The sequence below is a fragment of the Kitasatospora sp. NPDC096077 genome, assembly GCF_040303245.1.
GTDB lineage: Bacteria > Actinomycetota > Actinomycetes > Streptomycetales > Streptomycetaceae > Kitasatospora.
On the sequence record NZ_JBEOSV010000019.1, the window covers coordinates 48,302 to 73,721 of the forward strand.

Genomic DNA, 25,420 nt, shown 5'->3' on the forward strand with positions numbered 1-25,420 from the left:
CCCCACTCGGCCGGGGCGCCGTCACACCTCCACCCCCACACCCCCACAGGAGCGCAGATGCGCCGTCACCCACGCCGCCTCGCGGCACCCCTGCTCGCCCTCGCCCTGGCCGCCACCGGCCTCGGCGCCCTCGGCCTCGGCGCGGCCACCCCGGCCGCCGCCCTCGGCAACGGCAACGCCCTCACCCCGCCGATGGGCTGGAACTCCTGGAACTCGCTCGGCACCGAGGTCACCGAGGACCAGGTCGTCCAGACCATCGACTTCATGGCGGCCAACGGCCTGGTGAGCGCCGGCTACAACACCGTCACCGTCGACGACGGCTGGTCGCTCTGGCACCGCGACGGCCAGAGCACCGACTTCGTCCGCACCCCCAGCGGCTCGATGCAGCTCTACGACGCCGCCGGGAACCCGGTCGCGGGCACCGACGGCACCGGCAACGACCCCACCTCCGGCCACCTGATCCCGCGCCCGGACCACTTCCCCGCGCAGACCGTCGACGGCCGGACCGTCAACGGCATCCAGTACCTCACCCGGTACGCCCACAGCAAGGGCATGAAGTTCGGCCTCTACGCCACCGACAGCTACGAGACCTGCCAGATGCACCCCGGCAGCCTGGGCCACGAGTCCGTCGACGCGGCCGACTTCGTCGCCTGGGGCGTCGACTTCGTCAAGTACGACGACTGCCCGTACGGCCCGCCGATCACCGGCCCGGACGGCCACGACTACTCCACCCAGGGCGAGGGCAAGGAGCTCACCCGCTCGATCTACACCCGGGTGCAGACCTTCCAGCACGCCCTGGACGCCGCCTCGGCCGCCCAGGGACGGCCCAAGGTCACCCTCAGCGTCTCCGCCCAGCCCGCCCACACCGGCGTGCCCTACCTCCTCGACCCGGCCGACCCGGCCCGCACCGACCCGGTCGTCCAGGCCGCCGGCACCGCGCCGTTCAACGCGCCCGGCTACGCCCCGACCGGGGTGTGGTGCGGTCAGGTGGCCAACCTGTGCCGGATCGGCGGCGACCGCGACAGCGAACTCGACGGCGTGCTCTGGAACGGCCAGCTGCGCACCGCGCTGCAGTACCCGGGCAATGTGCGCCCGGGCAGCTGGAACGACCTCGACATGATGTTCACCGGCTGGAACGACGTCTACGGGCGCTACGGCACCACCGACACCTGCACCTGCCACAAGCCGTTCACCGACGACGAGTCGCGCACCGAGACCTCGGTGCTGTCGATGCTCGCCGCCCCGCTGATCTCCGGCGCCGACCTGCGCACCGCCGCCCAGTCCGGGCACAGCGCGGACGGCGCCGACTGGTCCACCGGGATCGGCGCGTCCAGCCTGGCGGTGCTCAAGAACGCGGACGTGATCGGGATCGACCAGGACGCGCTGGCCCAGCCCGCCACCCTGGTCGGGGCAGCGCCGACGAGCGGCACGGCGCCGGTGGTGCTGAAGCGGCGACTGGCGAACGGGGACACCGCCGTGCTGCTGGTCAACCAGGACCCGACCACCCCGCAGGCCATCGGCACCGGGCTCGGCGCGCTCGGGCTGACCGGCGGGTTCAGCTACAAGGAGCTGTGGACCGGCGCGACCGGCACGATCGCCGCCGGGGGCACGGTCGGCGGCGGCACGGTGGCCCCGCACGCGGTGGCGATGTACCGGCTCACCCCGCAGTCCGGCACCACCCCGGCGGCGTCCGTCGTGGGCGACGGCAGGTACCACGCCCTGAGCGCGGGCGGCACCGGCGGCCTGGTGCTGGAGGTCGCCGGCACCTGCGGCTCGCCGCTGGGCTCGGTGGCCGACGTCAACACCTGGTGGCCCACCCACACCTCGGAGCAGTGGACCTTCACCGCCAACCCCGACGGCACCGTGCGGATCAGCGACGACTGCGACACCGCCACCCATGTCCACACCGTGCTGGCGGCCGGCACCTCGCCGGGCAACAGCGCCTACCTGCTCAACTACTCGCCGGGCAACCCCTGGCAGGAGTGGCGGGTCACCCAGGACCCGACGACCGGCGCGCTCGGCATCACCAACGTCGCCACCGGCCTCGCGCTCACCGCGGGCGGAGCGGGCGGTGCGGCGGCGGGGTCGACGGTGACCACCGACGCGGTGAACGGCGCCGCCGCCGGGCAGAGTTGGACGGTCGCCTCGTAACGGGCTCACGTCGTCACGGGGTCGCCTCGTCACGGGGTCACGTCGTCACGGCGAGCGGTGCGGCCCGGGGCCTCCCAGCCCCGGGCCGCGCGCGTCGTGCCCGCGTCAGACCTGGTAGCGCAGCGGGTCGAACAGGCCGAGGTGCTCGGCGACCCAGTCGGAGGTCCGGCGCAGCCCCTCGTCCAGTCCCACCAGCGGCTGCCAGCCCGTCAGTTCGCGCGCCTTGCGGTTGTCCGAGAGCAGCCGCTCGACCTCGCTGCCGCCCGGGCGCAGCCGGCCCGGGTCGACCACGATCTCGGCGTCCCGGCCGGAGGCGACGATCAGCGCCTTGGCCAGGTCGCCGATCGACACCTCGCTGCCGGTGCCGAGGTTGACCACCTCGCCGAGCGCCCGGTCGGACCGGGCCACCGCGAGGAAGCCCTCGGCGGTGTCGGTGGCGTAGGTGAAGTCGCGCGTCGGGGTGATCGAGCCGAGCCTGATCTCCCGCGCCCCGGAGTGGAGTTGGGCGAGGATGGTGGGGATCACGGCGCGCGCCGACTGGCGCGGGCCGTAGGTGTTGAACGGGCGGACCACGGAGACCGGCAGCTCGAAGGCGTGCCAGTGGGAGAGCGCCGTCATGTCCGCGCCGATCTTCGACGCGGAGTACGGGGACTGCGGCTGCAGCGGGTGGTGCTCGTCGATCGGCGCGGTGATCGCCGTCCCGTACACCTCGCTGGTGGAGGTGTGCACCAGCCGGGCGCCGTGCTTCAGACAGGCCGCGGCGACGTTCTGGGTGCCGACCACGTTGGTCTGCACATAGGCCTCGGGGGCCTGGTAGCTGTACGGGATGCCGATCAGCGCGGCGAGGTGGAAGACGGTGTCGCAGCCGGCCACCGCGTCCAGCACCCGGTGGGCGTCCCGGACGTCGCCCGCGAGCAGCTCCACCGGGCCGTCGGGGTCGTTCAGGTAGCGGGCCAGATAGCCGCGTTCGGCGTACGGCTTGTAGTGCACCAGGGCCCGGACCCGGGCGCCGCGGGCGACCAGCAGGTCGACCAGGGTGCTGCCGATGAAGCCCTCGGCGCCGGTGACCAGGACGGTCCGGCCGCTCCAGTCCTGCTGGCCGGTGACGTCCTGCGGGCCGGTGACGTCCTGCCGGCCGGTGAAGCGCTGCTGGGTGGTGTGTTCGGTCATGGCTGTGCTCCAGTCGTTCGGGGGTCGGTCGGTCAGTGGTGGGCGGCGGCGGGCGCCCGGCCGGCCACCCGCAGCACCTTGGCGGCGAGCAGGTCGGCGGCGCGGGCGTGGTCGCCCGGGTCGGCGGCCCGGGCCATCGCGGCGAGTCGGGCCGGGTCGGCGAGCAGTGGCTCGGTCAGCTCGGCCAGCCGCTCGCCGGTGCACTCGCCGTCCGCCAGCAGCAGGCCGGCGCCGGCGTCGGAGAGCACCCGCGCGTTGTGGGTCTGGTGGTCGTGCGGCGCGTGCGGGTAGGGCACCAGGACGGACGGCATCCGGACGCTGGACAGTTCGGCGACGGTGGCCGCGCCGGCCCGGCAGACCATCAGGTCGGCGGCCGCGTAGGCCAGGTCCATCCGGTCCAGGTAGGCGACCGCGTGGGCCACCGGGTTGCCCGCGAGCGCGGCCTGCACCTGCGCCAGCGCGGCCGGGCCGGTCTTGATCAGCAGCCGCCGGTCGGTGCGGTGGCGCCAGCGTTCGGCCAGTTCGAGGGCGGCCGCGGTGAGCCGGGCGGCGCCCAGGCTGCCGCCGTTGAGGACCAGCAGCCCGGCGCCGTCCGGGACGCCGAAGTGCCGGCGGGCCTCGGCCCGCAGCGCCGCCCGGTCGAGCCGGGCGACCGCGCCGACCAGCGGCATCCCGACGGTCTGCACCGCCCGTCCGGCGGGCAGGTGCTCACGGGTGCGGTCGAAGGCGAGCGCGATGTGCGGGGTGAGCCGGGCGGCGAAGCGGTTGGCCCGTCCGGGCACCGCGTTGGACTCGTGCACCACGCTGGGCAGTCCGGCCATCCGGGCGCCGACGATGACCGGCGCGCTCGGGTAGCCGCCCATCCCGACCGCCACCTGGGCGCCCTGCTCGCGCAGGATCTCCCGGCACTGCCGGCCCGAGCGCAGCAGTGCGGCCGGCAGCAGGTAGCGGCGCGGGCCGAGCGAGGCGTCGAAGGGGATCATGTCGACGGTGTGCAGCCGGTGGCCGGCCTGGGGGATCAGGGTGGTCTCCAGTCCGCGTTCGGTGCCCACGAAGGAGATCACCGTCCGCGGGTCGGCCCGGCGCAGCGCCTCGGCCAGTGCCAGGCCCGGGTAGATGTGCCCGCCGGTGCCGCCGGCGCCGATCACCACCGACAGCGGCGGCTGGTCGTGGAAGGTGCCGGGCGTCTCGTGTTCTGTCCTCGTCGTCCGCATGCCGTCGACCCTGCCGAGGCCGTCTAAGAGACTTCTCAGAGCCGATTTGAGAGGGTTGTCCGCATGGACAACGGGCAGAAGGTGCTGGTCGTGGACGACGACCCCGAGGTGCGGGCCGCCGTCGAGGACGGCCTGGCGGTCGAGGGCTACCGGGTGCGCGGGGCCGCGGACGGCCTGGCCGCACTGACCGAGGTGGGTGCCTGGCAGCCGGACGCGATGGTGCTCGACCTGATGATGCCGGTCCTCGACGGCCTGGCGGTCTGCCGCCGGCTGCGGGCGCTCGGCGACCGGATCCCGATCCTGGTGCTGACCGCCCGCGACTCGGTGAGCGAGCGGGTGGACGGCCTGGACGCGGGCGCCGACGACTACCTGGTCAAGCCCTTCGCGCTGGACGAACTGGCCGCCCGGCTGCGCGCCCTGCTGCGCCGCAGCGCCGCCGCCCCGGAGGAGGAGCCCGGCTACCGCTTCGCCGACCTGGAGGTCGACCCGGTCACCCGCACCGGCACCCGGGCCGGGCGGCCGGTGGAGTTCTCCCGCACCGAGTTCGCCCTGCTGGAGGTGCTGCTGCGGCACCCCGGCCAGGTGCTGCCACGCGAGATGATCATGGAGCGGGTGTGGGGCGCCGACTTCGGCCCCGACTCCAACTCCCTCGCGGTGTACGTCGGTTACCTGCGCCGCAAGCTGGAGGCCGGCGGCGAGCCGCGGTTGGTGCAGACCGTGCACGGGGTCGGCTACCGGCTGGACCGGGCGTGAGGGAGCACGCCCGCTGGCGCCGCCGGCGCCCGCTGCGCACCCGGCTGGCACTGGCCTGCACGGCGGCCGTCGCGTTGGTCGCGCTCGGGGTCAGCGCGGCCGCGTTCAGCATCGTCCGCTACGAACTCGACCACCAGCTCGACCAGCACCTCACCCAGCAGGCCACCCTGGTCCAGCAGCAGCACCGCGACCAGGGGCCCCAGGTGGTCTACGGCGAGTGCAACTTCCTCGCCGCCCCGGCCTGCGCCCAGATCGTCTCCGCCGACCCGGCCAAACCGGCCAACGAGCCCTATCTGCTGCCCGTCACCGCGGCCACCCGCCAGGTCGCCGACCGGCAGCGGGCCGGCTACTTCACCGACCTCACCATCGGCGGCCACCCGGCCCGGATGCTCACCACCCCGATGACCGCGGCGCCGCCCGGCGCCCGCCAGGCCGTCCAGGTCGCGCTGCGCTCCGACAGCGTCCAGGAGGGGGTGCGCCAGGCCGGGGTGCTGATGGCCGCCGTCGCGGCCGCCGGGGTGCTGCTGGCCGCCCTGCTCGGGCTGGCCGTCGCCCGTACCTCGCTCGCCCCGGTGACCCGGCTGACCCGCACCGCCGAACGGATCGCCGCGACCCGGGACGCCGGACTGCGGATCGACCTGCCGCCCGGTCGCCGGGAGGACGAACTCACCAGGCTCGCCGACAGCTTCAACACCATGCTGGGCGAACTGGAACAGTCCGTCGCCGCTCGGCGCCGGCTGGTCGCCGACGCCTCGCACGAGCTGCGCACCCCGCTGACCGCGCTCCGCACCAACGCCGAACTGCTCTCCCGGGCCGACCGCCTGACGAACGGTCAGCGCGAACGGGCGGCGTCCGCGCTGCGCCGTCAACTGCGCGAGGTGACCGGCATGGTGAACGACCTGATCGAACTCGCCCGGGACGAGGAGCCGCAGCCGCTGCTCGAACAGGTCGCCCTCGGCCCGCTGGTCGAGCACTGCGTGGACACCGCGCGCGGCCACTGGCCGGCCGTCGCCTTCACCCTGGAGGTCACCGGGCCCGGACGGCCGGTGGCCGGCGTGCCCGCCCGGCTCGCCCGGCTGGTCACCAACCTGCTGGACAACGCGGCCAAGTTCAGCCCGCCCGGCGGCGCCGTCGAGGTCCGCCTCACCGGCTCCCCGGACCGGCTGGAGCTGACCGTGCGCGACCACGGCCCCGGCATCGCCCCCGAGGACCTCCCGTACGTCTTCGACCGCTTCTACCGGGCCTCGGCCGCGCGCGCCCTGCCCGGCTCCGGCCTCGGCCTGGCGATGGCCCGCCAGATCGCCCAGGCGCACGGCGCCACCCTCACCGCCGAGGCAGCCCCCGGCGGCGGGGCGCTGTTCCGCCTCCGGCTGCCGCTCTGACCCCGCGTACGGCACGGCAGGTGGCCCGCACAGCGTCTGTGCGGGCCACCGCCGTACCGGGGGTCAGTCCTCGTGCAGCGCCCACCTGCTGCCGTCGACCGGCATCGATCCGGGCAGCGCGATCAGCTCGGGCTTGAACAGCGGCTTGGTGTCCATCGCCGGCTCCCAGGTCGCCAACGACTCGTCCTGGGGCACCTCGATCCGGCGGTCCGCCGCGAGGTCGGCGACCACCTTGAGCAGCAGCCGCACCCCGAGCGGGGCCAGGTGGTCGCGCCACAGGCTCTGCGCGGTCGAGCCCGGGGGCACGAACAGGTGCTCCTGGGCGGCGATCGGGCCGCCGTCGGTGCGCTCGGTGAGGTGGTAGACGCTGCCGCCGGTCACCTTGTCGCCGTCCCGGACGGTCCAGCGGATCGCGTCCCGGCCCCGGTGCAGCGGCAGCAGGCTGGGGTGGTAGCCGATGGTGGCGACGGCGGCCCGGGCCCGGGTCCGCCGGCCGAGGAAGGCGTGCGAGTGGGCGGCGAGGATGACGTCCACCCCGTCCGGGACGTGGTGCGCGCGCAGCTCGGCCGAGTCGGTCCACGGGATGTCCCGGGGGTACGCCCAGGAGCGCAGCCGGTCCCAGCACATCGCGTTGGCCTCGTCGGACTGCCCCTTGCGCAGCCGGGGGGCGGCCGCCCCGACGATCTTGTGCCCTCTGTCCAGCAGGGCTTCCGCGACCTGCACCGCGAACGCCCCTTGTCCCGATAGGTAGATGTTCATCCGTACTCCTGCGCTCACTGGTCGGGTCTCGGGCCGGGTCAGGTCGTCATTCGGCCCCTTCCCGGGCCAGGCCCCCGGCGTCCGGCTCGAACCGGACCGGCAGGGTGGAGAACCCGGTCAGGAAGTTGGAGCGGATCCGCAGCGGCTCCGCGGTCTGCTCGAATCCGGTGGTGAAGTCCCGTAGCGCCGTGAGCAGTTCGGCGATCTCCACCTTGGCCAGGTAGGAGCCGACGCAGAAGTGCGGTCCGTAGCCGAAGGCCAGGTGCCGGTTGGGGGTGCGGCCGAGGTCGAACTCCCCGGGCCGGTCGAAGACCCGCTCGTCCCGGTTGCCGGAGGCGTGCCAGAGGGTGACGATCTCGCCCGGGCGCAGCCGGACCCCGTGCAGTTCGGTCTCCCGGACGACGCTGCGCCCGAAGTGCAGGGTGGGGGAGGCCCAGCGCAGCACCTCGTCCACCGCGGTGTCCACGGCGACCTCGCCCCGCTTGAGCCGGCCCCACTCGCCGGGCCGGGCCGCCAGGGTGCGGACGCAGTCGATCATCGTCAGCCGGCTGGTCTCGTCGCCGCCGATGATCAGGCTGTAGCAGTTGAGCACCACGTCCTCGTCGGTCAGCGGCACGCCGTCCACGGAACTGGCGATCAGCATGCTGATCACGTCGTCCCCCGGGGCCTCGCGGCGCTCGTCGACCAGGTCGGCGAAGTACATCAGGATCTCGTTGCGGGCCATCTCGGAGTCGACCTCGTCGACGTCCTCGTCGTCCGCGGACAGCGCCGCCCTGGTCAGGCTGAGCAGGTAGTCCTGGTCCTGCTCGGGCACGCCCAGCAGGTTGGCGACGGTGGTCATCGGGATCCGGGCGGCGATCCGCTCCGCGAAGTCGCAGCCGCCGGACTCGACGGCCTCGCGGATCCACCGCCGGGTGTTCACCCGGACGGTCGCCGCGACCTGGTCCAACACCCGGGGCGAGAGCACCCGTTGGAGGATCTTGCGCAATTCGTGGTGGCGGTGCCCGTCGGTGACGGCCAGCATCCGGCCGGCCCCGGCGTCGCCGCCCTCCAGCAGGGTGACCAGGACGTTGCCGCGCTCGGAGGTGAAGTGCGCGTCGTCCCGGTAGACGGCCAGGATGGACTCGTGCCGGGAGACCACCCAGAAGCCGCGGCGGCCGTCCGCCGGCGGGTTCCAGTGGACCGGGGCGGTGTCCCGCAGGGTGCGCCAGTGGCCGTCCAGGTCGTGGCCGGCGAAGGTGGCCGGGTCGCCCAGGTCCACGGCGGCCGGCGCCGGGGCCGGCGGGTGCACGGTCACCAGTCCGTCCGCCAGAACCGGCGCGGCTGGAACGGGTAGGTGGGCAGCGGCACCCGGTGGCTGGCCTCGCCGCGGTGCAGGGCGTCGAAGTCCACCTGCTGCCCGCTCACCCAGGCGTCGGCCAGCGCGGCCAGCGCGTCGGCGTCGCGGCCGGCCGGGACGATCCCCTGGTCGGTGCGGGTGAAGGCGCCGGCGTCGCCGCGCGGCGCGGCGGCGGTGCTGACGGCCGGTACGCCGCCCTCCCCGGCCAGCGCCGCGATCAGCTCGGCGCGGCTGCGCACCACGGCCGCCCAGCGGCGGGGCAGCACCTTGCGGCCGAGGTTGAGGCTGAAGCAGACGTCGTCCAGCCGCAGGTCCGGGTCGGCCTCCAGCCGCTCCCGGAGCCGGGCGCGCTGCCGGTCCAGGGCCTCGTCGTCCAGCGCGGACAGGGTGGCCAGCCGCGGCCGGCCCGTCTCCTCGGCGGCCCGCCCGGCCGGGGCCGGCGGCTCCTCCAGCAGCAGGTGGGCGTTGTACCCGCCGCCGCCGATCGAGGTGATGCCGGCCCGGCGGATGCCGGACTCCGGCTCCCAGTCGGCCCCTTCGAGCTGCGGCACGAACGGGGTGGCGGGGAAGTCGAGGTCCGGGTTGACCTCGGTGAGGTTGACGGTCGCCGGGAGCTTGCGGTGGTACAGCGCCAGCGCGGCCTTGACCGCCCCGAACCCGCCGGAGACCACGCCGCCGTGGCCGACGTTGCCCTTGACACCGCCGATCGAGGTGGTCGCGGTCTGCTTGCCGAAGGCCATGCTGGCGGCGTGCACCTCCAGTTCGTCGGTCATCGGCAGGCCCAGGCCGTTGGCCTCGTACAGGCCGACGGTGTCGGGGGCGACCCCGCCGACCTCCATGGCGGCGGCGATGCAGGCGCTCAGCCGCTCGGGCTGGGCCAGGCCGTAGGCCATCGCGCTGACCCCGTTGTTGTTCACGGCCGAGCCCTTGACCACGGCGTAGACGTGGTCGCGGTCGGCGACGGCGTGGCTCAGCGGCTTGAGCAGCACGGTGACCACGCCGCTGGACAGCGCGGTGCCGGTGCCGTGGGCGTCGAACGGGCGGCAGTGGCCGTCCTTGGACAGCACCCGGTTCTCCTCCCACAGGTGGCCGCGCGGGTGCGGCAGCCGGACCATCGCGCCGCCCGCGACCGCCAGGTCGGTCTGGCCCAGCAGCAGGGACTGACAGGCCAGGTGCACCGCGTAGTGGAAGCCCGCGCAGACCGCGGCCAGGGTGACGGCCTCGCCGGTGAGCCCCAGGTAGTACAGCGCGTTGGAGGTCATGGTGTCCGGCGACCAGGCCAGGCTGGCCTCGATCGCCTCGGGCCCGACCGACACCCGGTCCGGCGGCGAGCTGTAGAGCGCGGCGGTCTGCGGGTTGTTGGCGCCGTACATCCCGACCTCGGCCTTGAGCCGGTCCGGGTCGTAGCCGCCGTCCTCCAGCGACTCCCAGGCGCTCTCCAGGAACAGCCGGTTCTCCGGGGTCATCGCGGCGGCCATCCGGTCGCTGATGCCGAACACCGAGGGGTCGAACCGGTCGTAGCCGTCGAGCACCCCGCAGGCCCGGACGTAGAACGGGCTGTGGATCAGGGTCTCGTCGACGTGGATGTCGTCCTTGGCCAGGAAGCTGATGGACTCCCGGCCGTGCACCAGGTTGTCCCAGAACTCCTCCTTGGTCCGGGCGCCGGGGGCGCGCAGCGACATGCCGATGACGGCCACGTCGCCCGGGTCGTACTCCTGCTCGGGGTTGTCGGTCATGTGAGGGCTCCTGCTTCGGGTCGTGGAGGGAGGTCAGCGGTCGTCGGCGCCGCGGCCGCGCAGCACGGCGCGCCGGGCGCCGGCCCGCCGTCGGGCGGACTGGACCACCTCGGGCGCGGCGCCGCTGTCGTCGTCGAGCCACCGGGCGAGCGAGGCGATGTCGCGGAAGCTGAACAGGTCGGGCACCCGGACCCGCCGGTCGAAGCGCCGGGTCATCAGCCGGGCCAGCCGGATCAGCAGCAGCGAGTCGCCGCCGAGGTCGTAGAAGGCGGACTGGACGTCGAGCTCAGACGGTTCCAGGCCGAGCAGTTGGCCCCAGATCTCGGCCAGGGCGATCTCGGTCGGGGTGCCGGGGGCGGTGCGCGGCCCGCCGGGGCCGGCCGCCGGGGGCTCGGGCAGCGCGGCGCGGTCGAGCTTGCCGCCCGGGCCGAGCGGGAGGGCGGGCAGCACGACCAGGGTGGCGGGCACCAGGTGGTCGGGCAGTTCGGCGGCGAGCCGGGCGGTGACGGCGTGCTGCAGCGCGGCGTCCACCGTGGGTTCGTCGGGGGCGGTGCCGTGGGCGGGGACGACGTAGCCGACCAGCCGGTTGCCCCGGACGGCGGCGGCGGCCTCGCGGACCTCGGGGCAGCCGGTCAGCCGGGCCTCGACCTCCTCCAGCTCGATCCGGTAGCCGCGCAGCTTGACCTGGTGGTCGGTGCGGCCGAGGAAGCGCAGCTCGCCGCCCTCGGTCACCTCGACCAGGTCGCCGGTGCGGTACATCCGCTCGCCGTCCCGGAACGGGTCCGGCACGAAGCGCTCGGCGGTGGTGCCCGGCCGGGCGACGTAGCCGTGGGCGAGGCCGGCGCCGCCGAGGTGGAGCTCGCCGGTCGGCGCCGGCCGCAGCCGCTCGTCGAGCACGTAGACCCGGGCGCCCTCGGTCGGCGGGCCGATGGTCGGCTCCTCGGCGGAGTCCTCGGGGACCGGTCCGAAGGTGCAGAACACGGTGCCCTCGGTGGGGCCGTAGGCGTTGAACACCCGGGTCGCGCCGGTCTCCCGGTACGTCCGGTCGACCAGCTTGCGGCGCAGCGCCTCGCCGCCGAACACCACGGTCCGCACGGTGGGCGGCAGCGCCCCGGCGTCCAGCAGGCTGTTCATCACGGACGGGACCACGTTGAGATGGGTGATCCGGTCCGCGTACCGGCTCTCCGGCAGGTGCACGGCGCTCTCCACCAGCACGACGGCGCCGCCGCGGCACAGCGCGTTGAAGATCTCCATCACCGACATGTCGAAGCAGACCGAGCTGGCCGCCGACACCCCGCTCAGGTCGCAGCCCTCCAGGACGCGGTCCATCGCGGCGAGCATCGCCACGCAGCCGGAGTGCCGCACCGCCACGCCCTTGGGCCGGCCGGTGGTGCCCGAGGTGTAGATGACGTACGCGGTGTCCCCGGGTACCACGGCGGCGGGTGCGGCGCCGGGTTCGGTGGCCACGGTGTCGCCCGCGCCGAGGACCAGCACGGTCGGGCCGGGCGGGCAGCCGGTCCGGGAGGCCGGGGTGGTGAGCAGCAGCCGGGTGCCGCTGTCCCGGACCATGAACGCCAGCCGGTCGGCGGGGTAGCCGGGGTCCAGCGGCAGGTAGCAGGAGCCGCTGCGCAGGGCGGCCAGGATGCCGACCAGCAGCTCGGGGGTGCGCTCGACGCAGATCCCGACCGGGACGCCGGGACCGGCGCCGGCGGCGGTCAGCCGTTCGGCCAACTCCCGTGAGCGCCGGTCGAGTTCGCCGTAGCTCAGGACGCCGGCCTCGGAGTAGACGGCGGTCGCGTCGGGGTTCTTGGCGGCCAGCTCGACGAACGCGGAGTGCAGGGTGTCGGTCACCGGTCCGTCCCCTCGGGCAGGCCGGCCGGCGCGACGGCGCCGAGCGGCAGGTCGGGGCGGGCGATCGAGGCGAAGAGCACGCTGCGGTACAGCGCGAGCAGGGCGGTCACGGTGTGCCTTTCCAGGTAGCTCGGTTTGAACTGGACGTGGCCGGCCACCTCGCCGTCGATGTCGGCCATCGAGATCTCCAGGTCGAACTTGGCGAGGTGGCGGCGGACCTGGACCGGTTCGAGGGGCAGGCCGCCGTCGGGGGCGATGGTGGAGCCGACGCCGTGGAAGAGCTTGACGGAGCGCGGGAAGGCGTCCGAGGACAGCCAGTTCACCACCACGTCGAACCACGGGGAGCGGCCCTCGGCGCGCGGCGGCTTCAGCTGGGCGGCCAGCAGGTCCAGGGGGTAGTTCATGTGCTCCAGCAGCCCGAGCGAGAACGCGTGGACCTCCCGGAGCAGCTCGCGGAAGCTGCGGTCGGCGGCCGGTTCGGCCCGGACCAGCACGGTGTTGAGGTAGTAGCCGATCGCGGACTCCCAACCGGGTTCGGCGCGTTGGGCGATCGCGGTGGCCAGCAGGGCGTCCTCGGTGCCGACCGCCCGGTTGAGGGTGGCGAAGAACCCGGCCAGTACGACGGTGCTGATCGACACGCCCTCGCGCACCGCGAACTCCCGCAGCAGCCGGGTCTCCTCGGCATTCCAGCGGAAGGCGAGGTCGCGGCCCTCGTAGGTGACGCCCGGCGGCCGCTCCTTGGCGGACAGGTCGAGGTGGGCGGGCGGGTCGGCCAGCTTCGCCGACCACCAGTCCAGCGCCGCCGCGGCGGCCGGCCCGGCCAGCCACTGGCGCTCCCACTCGACGAACTCGGTGTACGGGGCGACCGGCGCGCCGGCGGTGGGGTCGCCGCCCTGGTAGAAGTCCTGGAGTTCGCGGATCATCACGTCGGCGGAGGCCGCGTCGGAGGCGATGTGGTGGACCAGCACCAGCAGGTGGTGGTCGGCCGGGCCGCGGCTCAGCAGGACGACCCGCACCAGCGGCCCGTGGTCCAGGTCGAGCGGCCGGTGCCCGTGCCGGGCCAGTTCCTCGCGGGCCCGCTCGTCGTCCAGCCCGGCGCCGTCCACCACCAGGAACTCGTACACCGGCTCGTCCAGGACGACCTGGTACGGCCGGCCGCCCGCCTCCACGAACAGGGTGCGCAGCGCCGGGTGCCGGGCCAGCACGGCCTGGAGGGCGCGCTCCAGCGCCTTCTCGTCGACGGCGGTCCGGATCCGGGCGGCCACCATGAAGTTGTACGGCACGGCGTCCGGCGAGACCATCTGCATGAACCAGAGCGAGGCCTGGCCGTGCGAGGCCGGGGCCAGCTCCAACCCGAGGCCGCCGGCGCGGAGTTGGTCCAGGGCGGGGTCGTCGGTGGCGGCCAGCAGGCCGCGGGCGTCCAGTTCGTCGAGCAGCTCCTCGGCGTCCAGCTCGGACAGTTCGTCGAGGAGGGACGGCCGCGGATCCGGCTCCGGATCCGGCGTGGGTACGGCTGCGATGACGGGCGAGGGTACGGCCGGTGCGCCGCCGGTCAGTTCGACGAAGTGATCGACCACCGCGGCGATCGGCCGCCCGTCCAGGAACACCACCGGCGAGACCCGGTGCCCGAACAGCGCCTGCATCCGGTTGACCAGCCGGATCCCGACCATCGAGTCCAGGCCGAAGTCGCGCGGACAGGCGTTGGTGTCGAAGCCGTCGGCCGGTACGCCCAGCGCGTCGGCCAGCTCGGCGAGGACGATCTCGGCCACCGGCCGGTCCGCCGCGACCGGCGGCCGCTCCACCGGCTGCTCCACCGGGTGCGCCTCGGGCCGCGCCACCGCGGCGGCGGGCTGCCCGGCCGGGGCCGGCCGGGGCTCGGTGTCGATCCAGTGCCGCTCCTTCTGCCACTGCACCAGCGGCGTCTCCACCAGCTCGACGTCGTCGCCGAACAGCGGGTCGAAGGTCAGCGGCAGCCCCCGGACGTACAGCGAGGCGGCGGCGCCCAGCAGGCAGCGCAGGTCGCTCTCCTCCCGCCGCAGCGAGTTGACGGCGTGCACCTGGGCGCCCCGGCTCAGGGCGGTCTCCTCGACCGCGCCGCGCAGCGTCTCGTGCGGGCCGATCTCGATGAAGGTGGTGACGCCCCGGTCGACCAGCGCGCCGATGGTCTCGGCGAAGCGGACCCGGTTGCGCAGGTTGTGCACCCAGTACTCGACGTCGGTGGCCGGGTTGACGGTGTCGGCCAGGGCGGTGGAGTGGAAGTCGATGCCGGGGGAGAGCGGGGTGATCCCCTCGATGCCCTCGCGCAGCGGCTGGAGCAGCGGGTCCATGCCGGGGCTGTGCACCGGGCGTTCGACCCGGATCAGGCGGACGGAGACGCCGTCCCGTTCGAGTTCGGCCCGCAGCGCGGCGACGGCCTCGGGCGAGCCGGAGACGGCCGCGCTGGTGGGGCTGTTGACCACGGCGACGGCCGCGTGCGCGGCGTACGGCGCGAGCCGGGGGAGCAGTTCGGCCTCCGGCAGGTCGACGGCGATCATCGCGCCCGCGGCGGCCTTGTGTTCGAGCAGGTGCGAGCGGGTGACCACGACCCGGGCGGCGTCGGCCAGCGACAGGGCGCCGGCCACGTGGGCGGCGGCGACCTCGCCGAGGCTGTGTCCGACCACGGCGGTCGGCTCGATGCCGAGCTCCAGCCAGACCCGGGCCAGCGAGACCTGGAGGGCGAACAGCACCGGCTGCTGGACGTCCATCTCGTGGTACCCGGCCTCCTCGGCGGGGGCCGCCAGCCGGTCGAGCACCGAGCAGCCGCCGGCCGCGCGCACGGCGGCGTCGCAGGCGTGCATCGACTCCCGGAACCCGGCGTGCGAGCGCAGCAGTTCGCGCCCCATGCCGACCCACTGGGTGCCGCCGCCGGAGAACACCAGCGCCACCCGGCCGTCGACGCCGCCGGAGACCGTGCCGGTGAGGACCTCGGGGTGCGGGCGGCCGGCGGCGACCCGGGCCAGCCCGTCCAGGACGTCCTGCCGGTTGCGGGCGAACAGCGCGACCCGGTGGTTGTGGTGGGTGCGCCGGGCGCCCAGGGTGTAGGCGAGGTCGGCGACCCGCAGACCGGGGTCGCGTTCGACGTGGTTGGACAGCTCGCGGCAGGTGTCGGCCAGCGCGCCCGCCGTCCGGGCGGAGACCGGGACGAGGTACGGCGGCCCGTCCGGGGCGGCGTCGGCGTGCACCGGGGTGGTGTGCCGCCCCCGGTCGCCGGCCAGGAACGGGTGCGCCGGGGCGGGCAGTCCGGCGGCGTACAGCGCGCCGAGCGAGCCCAACAGGGTGGCGGCCTCGTCGGCGCCGCGCCGCAGCGAGGGCAGGGTGGTCGCCGGGAGCAGCTCGGACACCGACTTGAGCAGCAGCGGGTGGGGGCTGAGTTCGACCACCGCGTCGACGTCGTGGGCGCGCAGCCCGGTCAGGGCGTCGACCATCCGGATCTCCCGGCGCAGGTTCTCCGCCCAGTAGTCCGGCCCGAGTTCGGCGCCGTCGACGGCCTCGCCGGTGACCGAGGAGATCATCGGGATGCGGGCGGTCCGGGGCCGGATGCCGTCGAGTTCGAGCTTCAGCGGGGCGAGCACGTGGTCGACCAGCGGGGAGTGCGGGGCGTGGCCCATCCGGACCCGGTGGTTGGTGACGTCGGCCTCGGTCAGCCGCCGGACCAGCTCGTCGATCTCCTGCGGGGTGCCGGTGACCAGGGTGGAGCCGAGGCCGTTGCGGCCGGAGAGGGTGAGGCCGCCGGTCAGGTACGGCCGGACCTCCTCGGCGGGGGTCATCACCACGATGCCCTCGCCGCGGCCGACCGCCAGCAGCTGGAGCAGCCGGCCGTGCTGGGCGGCCAGCCGGGAGGCGTCCGCGAAGTCCAGCGCGCCGGCCACGTGGGCGGCGGCGAACTCGCCGACGCTCTGCCCGACCACGACGTCCGGTTCGACGCCGAGCGAGCGCCAGGCGTCGGCCAGCGCGACCTGGAGCGAGAACAGCAGCGGCTGGAAGACGTCCATGTCGTCCAGTCGGCCGTCCGGCGCCAGCAGCTGGTCGATCAGGGAGAAGCCCAGCAGCTCCCGCATCCGCCGGTCGGAGCGCAGCATCGAGCGGCGGAACACCGGCAGGCCGGCCAGCAGTTGGCGGCCCATGCCGACCCACTGGGAGCCGTTGCCGGAGAACAGGAAGGCCACCCGCGGCCGGCGCCCGTCGGTCTCGCCGACGCTCAGCCCCGGGGCCGCCTCGCCGCTGCCGAAGGCGTCCAGCTGGGGGCGGAGTTCGGCCATGTCGTGGGCGGCGGCCGCCAGCCGGAAGGCGCCCTCGCCGGGGGTGCGGGCGCACAGCGCGCGCAGGTCGCTCTCGTCCCGCAGCGCCCGGGCCCGCTCGGCCAGCGCCTCCCGGGAGTCCGCGGCCAGCAGCAGCAACGAGGCCTCCGGGCGCGGGAGTTCCTCGACCGCGAGGTGGCAGATCGCGCCGCCGAAGCCGAAGGAGCTGACCCCGCCCCGGCGGGCGTCGGAGCGCCGCGGCCAGGGGGTCAGCCGGTCCTGGACGGTCATCCGGTACTCGTCGAACATGATCTGCGGGTTGGGCGCGCTGTAGTGCAGGCTCGGCGGCAGGACGCCGTTGCGCAGCGACAGGGCGAGCTTGACCAGGCCGACGATCCCGGCGGCCGCCTCCAGGTGCCCGACGTTGGACTTGACCGAGCCGAGCCGCAGCGGTTCGGTCCGGTCGCCGCCCAGGACGGCGCCGATCGCGTTGGCCTCGATCGGGTCGCCGAGCGGGGTCGCGGAGCCGTGGCACTCGATGTAGTCCACCAGGTGCGGCGCGATGCCGGCCCGCCGGTACGCGGTGCGCAGCATCTTCTCCTGCGCCTGGGGGTTGGGCGCGGTCATGCCGTTGCTCAGGCCGTCGTTGTTCGAGGAGCTGCCCTTGATCAGGCAGTACACCGGCAGGTCGCGTTCCAGGGCGACGCTCAGCGGGGCGAGCACCACGACGCCGGCGCCCTCGCCGCGGACGTAGCCGTTCGCGCGGGCGTCGAAGGACTTGCAGCGGCCGTCCGGGGCGAGCGCGCCCATCCGGTCCATCGCGGTGTAGTAGTCGGGGACGAAGCTCAGGTTCACCCCGCCGGCCAGCACCAGGTCGCTCTCGCCGAGCCAGATCGACTGGCAGCCCACGTGCACCGAGACCAGCGAGCCGGCGCAGGCGGCGTCGATGGCCATGCTCGGGCCCTGGAGGCCGAGGAGGTAGGAGACCCGGTTGGCGATGATGCCGTCGTGCATCCCGGTCGCGGTGTGCGGGGTGATCTGGCTGTCCGGGCCGCGGTAGTGGGCGAGGGCGGCGTAGTCGCCCCAACAGGAGGCCATGAACACGCCGGTGTCGCTGCCGAGCAGGGTGGACGGGGCGATGCCCGCGTCCTCCAGGGCCTCCCAGGACAGCTCCAGGATCAGCCGCTGCTGCGGGTCCATCTGGACGGCCTCGCGGGGCGAGATGCCGAAGAACAGCGGGTCGAAGCGGTCGATGCCGTCGATGAACCCGCCCCAGCGGACCGCGTCGTTCATCAGCGCCCGGCGGTCGGCGGGCACCGGGCCGACGGCGTCGCGGCCCTCGGTGAGCAGCCGCCAGAACGCGGACGGGTCCGGCCCGCCGGGGAAGCGGCAGCCGATGCCGACGACGGCGACCGGTTCCCGGGAGGGCGTGCGGCGTTCGGCGACCGGGTCGGGCTCGGCGGTGGGCGGGCCCTCGACGAGCGCCCGGGCCAGATCCGCCACGGTCGGGTACTGCCAGATCCAGGTGGCCGGGACCGGTCGGCCGGTGAACTCGGCCAGCGCGGCCGCCAGGGCCACCGACTTGGCGGAGTCCAGTCCGTACCGGTGCAGCGGGGCCCGGCGGTCCAGGGCGGCCGGGGCCACGGCCAACAGTTCGGCCGCGCGGGAATGGAGGAAGTCCGTGACGGCGGACAGGTCTAGCGCTGCGCGTTCTTGGGGCATGGCGACTCCCTCGGCAGGCCGGGTGGAATGGGGCGGTCGGGGGTGGCGGCGGGCATGGGCGAAGCCGTTATTCGTTGAGGGTCGAATGAAAGTGCGCCTCGGGCCGGCGGCGGCTCGGCGGCGGCCCGGCGGCAGGATTCCGTGGCGCTGATCTCTTCATCCGCCCTGGACAGGGCAGGGCGGGAACGCACGGTCGCGGAAAGCGCGTGCAAGGAGTATGCGGGTTTAAAGGGGGCCGGATTGTCCGGGGCTTTCCTGACGGCGCACATCAGAGTGCCACCGTGTGATTGGTGAGACAAGCGCCTCTTGAGGGCCGGTTGGGGCAGCGGCGTGATAGTGGCGTGATCTGATCTCGAACCTGTCCGATTCGGTCTCTTCAGGCGCGAAAAATGCCCAGAATCTTTCGGAATCTTTCGGATCACTCGACCGAAACCAGGCAGTCACGGCCGGAGCGGGCCACCGGGCGAGCCGCCCGGACCCACCCCGCCCGACCGCCCGCCGGCCCCGTCACCCCAGGTCAACGGCGTCCCGCCCGGGCCGGAGCGGACACCCGGAGGGGGAACGGAGGATAGCGGTCGGCGGGTTCACCCGTACCGCTCCGAATCAGCCGCCCGCGAACCGCCGACCCCGCCCCCGGCCCGGCAGCGGGCCGCCGCCACCGCTCAACAGGGGTGGAGCCAGAGACAGTTCGAGCCCGGGCGGGGTGGACAGCAGTTGAGTGACCACTGCAATCTGATCGGCATGGCAGTTGAGACTATTGATGCGACCGCGGCCCCGGCCGACGGCTTAGGTCCTGTCCGCCCGCTCCCCGCACCTCGCGCCGCGCGCACCGGCCCCGACGTCCAGGGCGGCACGGCATGACCGACACCACCGTGGGGGCGCTGCGCCGACCGGGGCTGGCGCTCGGCGTGCTGGCCGGGGCACTCGCCCTGGACGTCAGCGGACTCGGAGTGCTCAACGCCGCCCTGCCGTCCGTCGGGGACCGCTTCGACCTGGGCGACACCACCCTCCAGTGGGTGATGACCGCCTACGCCGTCACCTTCGCCGGCTTCCTGCTGATCGGCGGCCGACTCGCCGATGTGCTCGGCCGGCGGCGGGTGTTCGAGGCCGGCATCGCCCTGTTCACCCTCTCCGCGCTGGTCGGCGCGGTGGCCCCGAGCATCGGGGTGCTGCTGGGAGCGCGCGCCGTCCAGGGGATCGGCGCCGCGCTGTCCGGGCCGGCCGCGCTGGCGCTGCTCACCGAGACCTTCCCGGCCGGTCCGGCCCGCAACCGGGCCTTCGGCGTCTACGCGGCCGTCGGCGCCGCCAGCTTCAGCGGCGGGGTGCTGCTGGGCGGCGTGCTCACCCAGTTCCTCGGCTGGCGTTCGGTGTTGTGGTTCTCCGTCCTGCTCGGTGTCGCGGTGCTCGCGGTGACCCGGATCGGCCTGCCCGACGGCGCCGGGCACAGCGGCCGGCTCGACCTGCCCGGCGCGGTGACCGGCACCCTCGGCCTCACCCTGCTGGTGGTCGGGGCGAGCAGCGGGGGTGCGGCCCGGTGGGCCGGACTCGCCGCCGCGGTCGTCCTGCTGGTCGCCTTCGTCCTGCGCGAACGCGCCACCGCCGACCCGGTGCTCCCGCTCGGCCTGTTCCGGCTCGCCCCGGTGCGGGCCGCCAGCCTGGCGGCCTTCCTCCAGTACATGGCCTCGGTCGGGATGCTGTTCTTCGCGCCGCTGTACCTCCAGGGGATGCTGGGCTACTCGCCGTTCGAGTCCGGCATCGCGCTGGTGCCGATGTCCGCCGCGGTCTTCCTGACCGCCAACTTCGCCACCGGCAAGCTGCTGGCCCGGTACACCCCGCACACCCTGATGGCCGTCGGCCTGGTCCTGATCGGCGTCGGCACCGGCCTGTGGCTGGGCACCCCGCACGACGGGAACTACCTGCTGCAGGTGGCCCCCGGCCTGGTGCTCAGCGGCATCGGCCAGGGGCTGAACTTCCCCTCGATGACCTCCGCCGCCCTGGCCGGCGTCCAGCCCGAGCAGCACGGCGTGGCCGGCGCGGTCAACGTGGTGACCCAGCAGATCGGCGCCAGCGTGGGCGTCGCGGTGATGGTCCTGGTCGCGGCCGGCCGCAGCGACCAGCTGGCCGGCTACCACCTCGCCTATGTGGTCGCCGCCGTCGCCTGCGTCCTCGGCGCGGCCGTCATCGCCCTCCGCCGCCGGGCCTGACCGGCCCGGCGGCGGTGCGCGCTGCTCAGTACGGGCTCGGGCGGTTCTCCCGGGCCCAGCGCTGCTCGGCCTCGCTCTGCGGCGGGGGCGGGGTCAGGCCGTCGATCATCCAGAGGTCCTGCGGGGTCTCGTCGATGTGGAACTCGCAGTACAGGCCGCGCTCCACGGTGTGCGGTGCGAGCAGTTCGGCGAGCCGCTCCCGGGTGCGCCGGCGCAGCTCCGGGTCCTCGGTGTGCCGGGCGATGTGCTCGACGACGATGCGCACGGCGTCCGGGGCGGGATCGCCGCCGATCAGGAAGGAGTCGGCGGCGACCTCGTGGAAGAGCACCACGACGTAGAACCGGGGGAGTCCGAACCGGGTGTAGAACCCGGTGACGTCGTCGGCGAGTTGCTTCTTCTGCGGCGGGGTGTACGTGCCGGGCGGGTGGTAGACGTGCCAGAGCGGCATGGCTCTCCTCGGGGGCTGACGGGGCTGACGGGCGGGCGGGTCTCAGCGGCGGAGGGCGACGGCGAGGCCCTCGACCGGTCCGGACAGTGCGGCCTTGACCGCGCGGGTGGCGTCGTCGACGAGCACCTCGGTGTCCCCGCGCTCGACGCCGTCCAGGACGGCCCGGGCGACGTCGGCGACCGCGAGCTTCGCGACCGGGACGGCCGCGACCATCTCGGTGTCCGCGAAGCCGAGGTGGACGCCGACCACCTGGGTGCCCTGGGCGGCGAGTTCGATCCGCAGGGAGTTCGTCAGCGACCACAGGGCCGCCTTGGACGCGCCGTACGCGCCGGCGCCGGAACCCCAGGACAGCAGCGAGTGGATGTCGATCAGCGCGCCCCCGCCGCGGGCGGCGAGCACCGGCGCGAACGCCCGGGCGATCCGCAGCGGGCCGAGCACATTGGTCTCGAACGTGTCCCGGACGAGTGCCAGGTCGGTGGTGAGCAGCGGCGCCGGGTGCAGCACGCCGGCGTTGTTGAAGACGAGGTCGACGTCGCGGGCGTGCCGGGCCAGGGCGGCGACGGAGGCGTCGTCGGTGACGTCCAGGGGGAGGACCTCGATCCGCCCGTCGGTGTCGGTGTCGGGGGTGCGGGCGGTGGCGTAGACCTTCCGCGCGCCGCGCCGCAGCAGTTCCTCGACGAATGCCCGGCCGATGCCGCGTCGGCCTCCGGTGACCAGCGCGACAGAGCCTTCGATCACGGTCATGTGCGTTCCCTTCGCTCCAGGATGGCGTTTAGATTACTACCATCATCTAAAGCGGATGCGGAAGTAGGATCCTCGGGAGCTTTCCGTGAGAAGGGACCGCCGACCATGCCCCGTGTGTCACGAGCCGAGGCCCAGCAGCACCGGCAGCAGGTGATCGACCACACCGCCCGGCTGATCCGGGAGAAGGGCGCCGACCAGGTCAGCGTCCCCGAGGCGATGGCCGCCGCCGGACTCACCCACGGCGGCTTCTACCGGCACTTCTCCTCGAAGGACGACCTGATCGTCCAGGCCCTCCGGGCCGCCTTCACCGAGCGCCGGGAGGCCATGGACCGGCTCGCCGACGAGGCCTCCGCCCACCGGTCCTCGGACGGGTCCGGCCCCGAAGTCCGGTCCGGCCGGGCCGAGTTCCTGACCCGCTACCTCTCCGACCTCCACCGCGACCACCCCGGCGCCGGCTGCGCCGCCGCCACCCTGGCCGCCGACGCCGCCCGGGCCGAACCGGGCGCCCCGATCCGCACGGCCTTCACGGCCGGCCTGAGCGACCTCGTCGACGGCTACCGGCGGCTCGACGCCCGGGCCGCCGGAACGGACGGCACGGGCGCAACGGACGGCACGGCCGGAACGGACGAGGGCGACCGCGGCACCGCCCTCGCCGAACTCTCCACCCTGGTCGGCGCCATCCTGCTCGCCCGCGCCAGCGAGGACCCGGAGCTCTCCCGGGAGGTCCTCGCCGCCGCCCGCCGGCACCTGGACGCCCCGGCCTGATCCGGCCGCCGGGCGTTCGGACGGCGGCGACTACCGCGCGCCGGTGCGCTCCCGCACCGCGCGCGCCACCGCGTCGGGGACCGGGTCCGGTCCCGCCGCCAGCTCCAGTACGAGCCCCGCGGCGGCGGGCGTGTCCAGCAGCGCGAGCAGCACCCGGGCGACGTCGTCGCGGGTGACCTCGCCGACGCTCCGCCCGGCGGTGAGCCGGACGAGGCCGGTGCCCGGCGCGTCGGTGAGCGCGGCCGGCCGCAGGACGGTCCAGTCCAGGTCCTGGGCCATCAGGTGCTCGTCGGCGGCGGTCTTGGCCCGGACGTACGCCGCCCAGACCTCGTCCGCGTCGGCCGGGGGAGGGCTGCCCGCGCCGCGGGTGGAGACCATCAGGTACCGCCGGATCCCCGCCCGCAGCGCCGCGTCGGCGAGCAGGGCGGCGGCCCGGTGGTCCACGGTGTGCTTGCGCGCCGCACCGCTGCCCGGCCCGGCCCCGGCGGCGAACACCACGGCGTCCGCCCCGGCCACGGCCGCGACGACCTCCTCGACGGAGGCGCTCTCCAGGCCGCAGACCACCGGCCGCACGCCGTCGGCGAGCAGGTCGTCGCGGTGGGCGGGATTGCGGACGATGCCGACGGGCTCGTCACCCCGGGCGGCCAGCAGCCGGCCCAGCCGCCGGGCGATCTGGCCGTGGCCGCCGGCGATCGCGATCTTCATGCAACTCCCCTTCCGGAACGGACGATCGGCGGTCCGACGCGGACCGCGGACACTCGGTGGACGTTCGTCGGCCGCCGTTTCAGAGGGTGATCCGGACCTTGAGCGCCGTACGCTCGTCCATCGCCCGGTAGCCGTCCGGCACGCCGTCCAGGTCCACGGTACGGTCGAAGACCAGGCCCGGCTCGATGGCGCCGGAGAGCACGTCGGCCAGCAGCTCCGGGATGTAGGCGCGGGCCGGGGCGACGCCGCCGACCAGGGCCACGTTCCGGTCGAACATCCGGCCGATCTCCACGCCCGCGGAGCCGCCGTGCGGCACGCCGACGTAGCCGACCGCGCCGCCGTCCCGGGTGATCGAGATCGCCGTCCGCATCGACTCCTCGGTGCCGACCGCCTCCAGCACGGCGTGTGCGCCCAGCCCGCCGGTCAGCTCCCGGACGGCCTCGACCGCGGCCTCGCCGCGCTCCGCGACCACGTCCGTCGCTCCGAAGTCGCGGGCGATCGCGGTGCGCCGCTCGTGCCGGCCGAGGGCGATGATCCGCCCGGCGCCGAGCCGGTGCGCGGCGAGCACGCCGCACAGGCCCACTGCGCCGTCGCCGACCACCGCGACCGTCGCACCGGGCCGGACCCGGGCGGAGACCGCCGCGTGGTGCCCGGTGCTCATCACGTCGGACAGCGCGAGCAGGCTCGGCAGCAGCTTCTCCTCGCCGGCCGTCTCCTTGGGCAGCTTCACCAGCGTGGCGTCGGCGAACGGCACCCGGACCGCCTCGCCCTGGCCGCCGTCGGAGCCGACCTGGCCCCAGATGCCGCCCTCGGGGCAGGAGGTGTGGAGGCCCTCGCGGCAGAACTCGCAGCTGCCGTCCGACCAGACGAACGGGGCGACGACGAAGTCACCCGGGGCGAACCCGGACACCCCGGAGCCGACCTCCTCGACGATGCCGAGGAACTCGTGGCCGATCCGCTGCCCGGGGACCCGGGACGCCACGCCGCGGTACGCCCACAGGTCGCTGCCGCAGATGCAGGACTCGACCACCCGCACCACCGCATCGGTCGCCCGGCTGATCACCGGGTCGGGGACCTCCTCGATCCGGATGTCGTCGGGGCCGTGGATCACGGTGGCGCGCACGGAAAGCTCCTGCACTGTTCGGGGACTCGGGTTTGCGGTGACCAGCCTCGCCGGACGGGCATTCGAGTGTCCAGCTACATCTCCTACAGCACATCCTTAAGATGGGCTAATGCTTGATGTCCGACGACTCGTCCTGCTCCGCGACCTGGCCGCGCACGGCACGGTCACCGCCGTGGCCGAACTCCACGGCGTCACCCCGTCCGCCGTCTCCCAGCAGCTCCGGCTGCTGGAGGAGGAGACCCGGGCCGAGCTGTTGGAACGCTCCGGGCGCTCGGTCTACCTCACCGCCGCCGGCCACCGGCTGGCCGAGGACACCGAGCAGGTGCTCGCCGCGCTCGAACAGGCCCGGGCCCGGCTGCGGGCCGGCAGCGGCGAACCGGCCGGCCCGCTGCACCTGGCCTGCTTCCCGAGCGCCCTCGCCTCGCTGGCCGTCCCCCTCGGCGCGGCCCTCGAAGGCACCCACCGCGGCCTCGAACTGCACATCACCGAGGCCGAACCCGAGGCCGCCGCACGGCTGTTGCTCCAGCGCCGGGTCGACGTCGCGCTGGTCTACCGCTACACCAACCTCGCCGCGCCCCGGCCCGCGGGCATCGAGACCCGGCTGCTGCAGACCGATCCGCTGGTCGCCGTCCTGCGCGACGACCACCCGGCCGCCGACCCCGCCGGCGCCCCGGTCGACCTGAGGGAGCTCGCCGACACCGGCTGGATCACCGCTCCGCCCCGGACGGCCTGCGGTGACGCCGTCCTCCAGGCCTGCCGGTCGGCCGGCTTCACCCCCCGGGTGCGGCACACCTGCACCGACTTCTCCGCCATGGTCGCCCTCGCCGCCGGCGGCGGACACACCGCCCTGATCCCCCGGCTGGCCACCCGCGGCCTGCCCCCGAACCTCACCGCGCGACCGGTCACCGACCGCGGGCTGGCCCGCACCATCGAGACCGCGGTCCGCCAGGGCACCGCTCACCAACCCGCCGTCGCCGCCTGTCTGGCGGCCGCGGCCCTGCTGCCGGAGGCGTCCGGCCCGCCGCGCTCCTGATGTTCCGCGCGTGCGGCGCCCCTGCGGTCAGCCCCGGGTGCGGT

General features: G+C 74.6%; 17 protein-coding genes. 6 read left to right on the forward strand and 11 right to left on the reverse strand.

The annotated features are described in order from the left end of the window. The first annotated feature begins 57 nt into the window (after positions 1-57). Positions 58-2,151 (forward strand): glycoside hydrolase family 27 protein, encoded by a 2,094-nt coding sequence (locus ABTZ03_RS18490; RefSeq protein ID WP_350514044.1) that lies wholly within the window; start codon positions 58-60, stop codon positions 2,149-2,151. Between the two features lie 105 nt (positions 2,152-2,256). Here the strand turns inward: ABTZ03_RS18490 and ABTZ03_RS18495 are convergent, their stop codons facing one another. Next, positions 2,257-3,321, reverse strand: a complete 1,065-nt coding sequence (locus tag ABTZ03_RS18495) for an SDR family NAD(P)-dependent oxidoreductase (protein WP_350514045.1) — start codon at positions 3,319-3,321, stop codon at positions 2,257-2,259. Between the two features lie 32 nt (positions 3,322-3,353). Then, a complete protein-coding gene (locus ABTZ03_RS18500) occupies positions 3,354-4,535 on the reverse strand; it encodes a UDP-N-acetylglucosamine--N-acetylmuramyl-(pentapeptide) pyrophosphoryl-undecaprenol N-acetylglucosamine transferase (RefSeq protein ID WP_350514046.1) in 1,182 nt (393 codons plus the stop codon). 63 nt (positions 4,536-4,598) lie between these two features. Here ABTZ03_RS18500 and ABTZ03_RS18505 point away from each other — a divergent pair, with 63 nt between their 5' ends. Together ABTZ03_RS18505 and ABTZ03_RS18510 are read left to right on the forward strand one after the other, a co-directional pair. Further along, entirely contained in the window at positions 4,599-5,288 is a 690-nt protein-coding gene (locus ABTZ03_RS18505) for a response regulator transcription factor (RefSeq protein ID WP_350514047.1), read from the forward strand. Next, positions 5,285-6,670, forward strand: coding sequence for a sensor histidine kinase (locus tag ABTZ03_RS18510; protein WP_350514048.1), 1,386 nt, complete (start codon positions 5,285-5,287; stop codon positions 6,668-6,670). The genes ABTZ03_RS18505 and ABTZ03_RS18510 overlap by 4 nt, the downstream gene beginning before the upstream one ends. Positions 6,671-6,733: 63 nt before the next feature. Here ABTZ03_RS18510 and ABTZ03_RS18515 read toward each other — a convergent pair whose 3' ends face one another. The 5 genes from ABTZ03_RS18515 to ABTZ03_RS18535 are packed head-to-tail and all read right to left on the reverse strand — an operon-like array spanning position 6,734 to position 18,354. Then, positions 6,734-7,429, reverse strand: coding sequence for a formyltransferase family protein (locus tag ABTZ03_RS18515; protein WP_350514049.1), 696 nt, complete (start codon positions 7,427-7,429; stop codon positions 6,734-6,736). A 46-nt stretch (positions 7,430-7,475) separates the two neighbouring features. Next, the gene (locus ABTZ03_RS18520) at positions 7,476-8,720 is read right to left on the reverse strand and encodes a cytochrome P450 (protein ID WP_350514126.1); all 1,245 of its coding nucleotides are present in this window, start codon (positions 8,718-8,720) and stop codon (positions 7,476-7,478) included. Positions 8,721-8,722: 2 nt separating this feature from the next. Then, entirely contained in the window at positions 8,723-10,504 is a 1,782-nt protein-coding gene (locus ABTZ03_RS18525) for a beta-ketoacyl synthase N-terminal-like domain-containing protein (RefSeq protein WP_350514050.1), read from the reverse strand. 33 nt (positions 10,505-10,537) lie between these two features. Continuing rightward, entirely contained in the window at positions 10,538-12,355 is a 1,818-nt protein-coding gene (locus ABTZ03_RS18530; protein WP_350514051.1) for a non-ribosomal peptide synthetase, read from the reverse strand. Further along, complete coding sequence (locus tag ABTZ03_RS18535) at positions 12,352-18,354, reverse strand: acyltransferase domain-containing protein (protein ID WP_350514052.1); 6,003 nt, start codon at positions 18,352-18,354, stop codon at positions 12,352-12,354. Before ABTZ03_RS18535 ends, ABTZ03_RS18530 begins: the two co-directional genes overlap by 4 nt. A gap of 857 nt (positions 18,355-19,211) precedes the next feature. Between ABTZ03_RS18535 and ABTZ03_RS18540 the strand changes: the two genes are divergently transcribed. Next, positions 19,212-20,558, forward strand: a complete 1,347-nt coding sequence (locus tag ABTZ03_RS18540) for an MFS transporter (RefSeq protein WP_350514053.1) — start codon at positions 19,212-19,214, stop codon at positions 20,556-20,558. A 25-nt stretch (positions 20,559-20,583) separates the two neighbouring features. Here the strand turns inward: ABTZ03_RS18540 and ABTZ03_RS18545 are convergent, their stop codons facing one another. Both ABTZ03_RS18545 and ABTZ03_RS18550 read right to left on the reverse strand, forming a co-directional pair. After that, positions 20,584-21,006 (reverse strand): tautomerase family protein, encoded by a 423-nt coding sequence (locus tag ABTZ03_RS18545; RefSeq protein WP_350514054.1) that lies wholly within the window; start codon positions 21,004-21,006, stop codon positions 20,584-20,586. Between the two features lie 42 nt (positions 21,007-21,048). Beyond that, complete coding sequence (locus ABTZ03_RS18550; RefSeq protein ID WP_350514055.1) at positions 21,049-21,750, reverse strand: SDR family oxidoreductase; 702 nt, start codon at positions 21,748-21,750, stop codon at positions 21,049-21,051. Positions 21,751-21,855: 105 nt separating this feature from the next. On the opposite strand from ABTZ03_RS18550, the gene ABTZ03_RS18555 reads away from it, so the two are divergent. Then, on the forward strand, positions 21,856-22,515 hold the full coding sequence (locus ABTZ03_RS18555) for a TetR/AcrR family transcriptional regulator (protein WP_350514056.1): 660 nt from the start codon (positions 21,856-21,858) through the stop codon (positions 22,513-22,515). Positions 22,516-22,545: 30 nt separating this feature from the next. Here ABTZ03_RS18555 and ABTZ03_RS18560 read toward each other — a convergent pair whose 3' ends face one another. Continuing rightward, a complete protein-coding gene (locus ABTZ03_RS18560; RefSeq protein ID WP_350514057.1) occupies positions 22,546-23,220 on the reverse strand; it encodes an NAD(P)H-binding protein in 675 nt (224 codons plus the stop codon). Between the two features lie 79 nt (positions 23,221-23,299). Continuing rightward, on the reverse strand, positions 23,300-24,343 hold the full coding sequence (locus ABTZ03_RS18565) for a zinc-dependent alcohol dehydrogenase family protein (protein WP_350514058.1): 1,044 nt from the start codon (positions 24,341-24,343) through the stop codon (positions 23,300-23,302). A 109-nt stretch (positions 24,344-24,452) separates the two neighbouring features. Between ABTZ03_RS18565 and ABTZ03_RS18570 the strand changes: the two genes are divergently transcribed. Continuing rightward, the gene (locus ABTZ03_RS18570) at positions 24,453-25,376 is read left to right on the forward strand and encodes a LysR family transcriptional regulator (RefSeq protein ID WP_350514059.1); all 924 of its coding nucleotides are present in this window, start codon (positions 24,453-24,455) and stop codon (positions 25,374-25,376) included. The last annotated feature ends 44 nt before the right edge of the window (positions 25,377-25,420 follow it).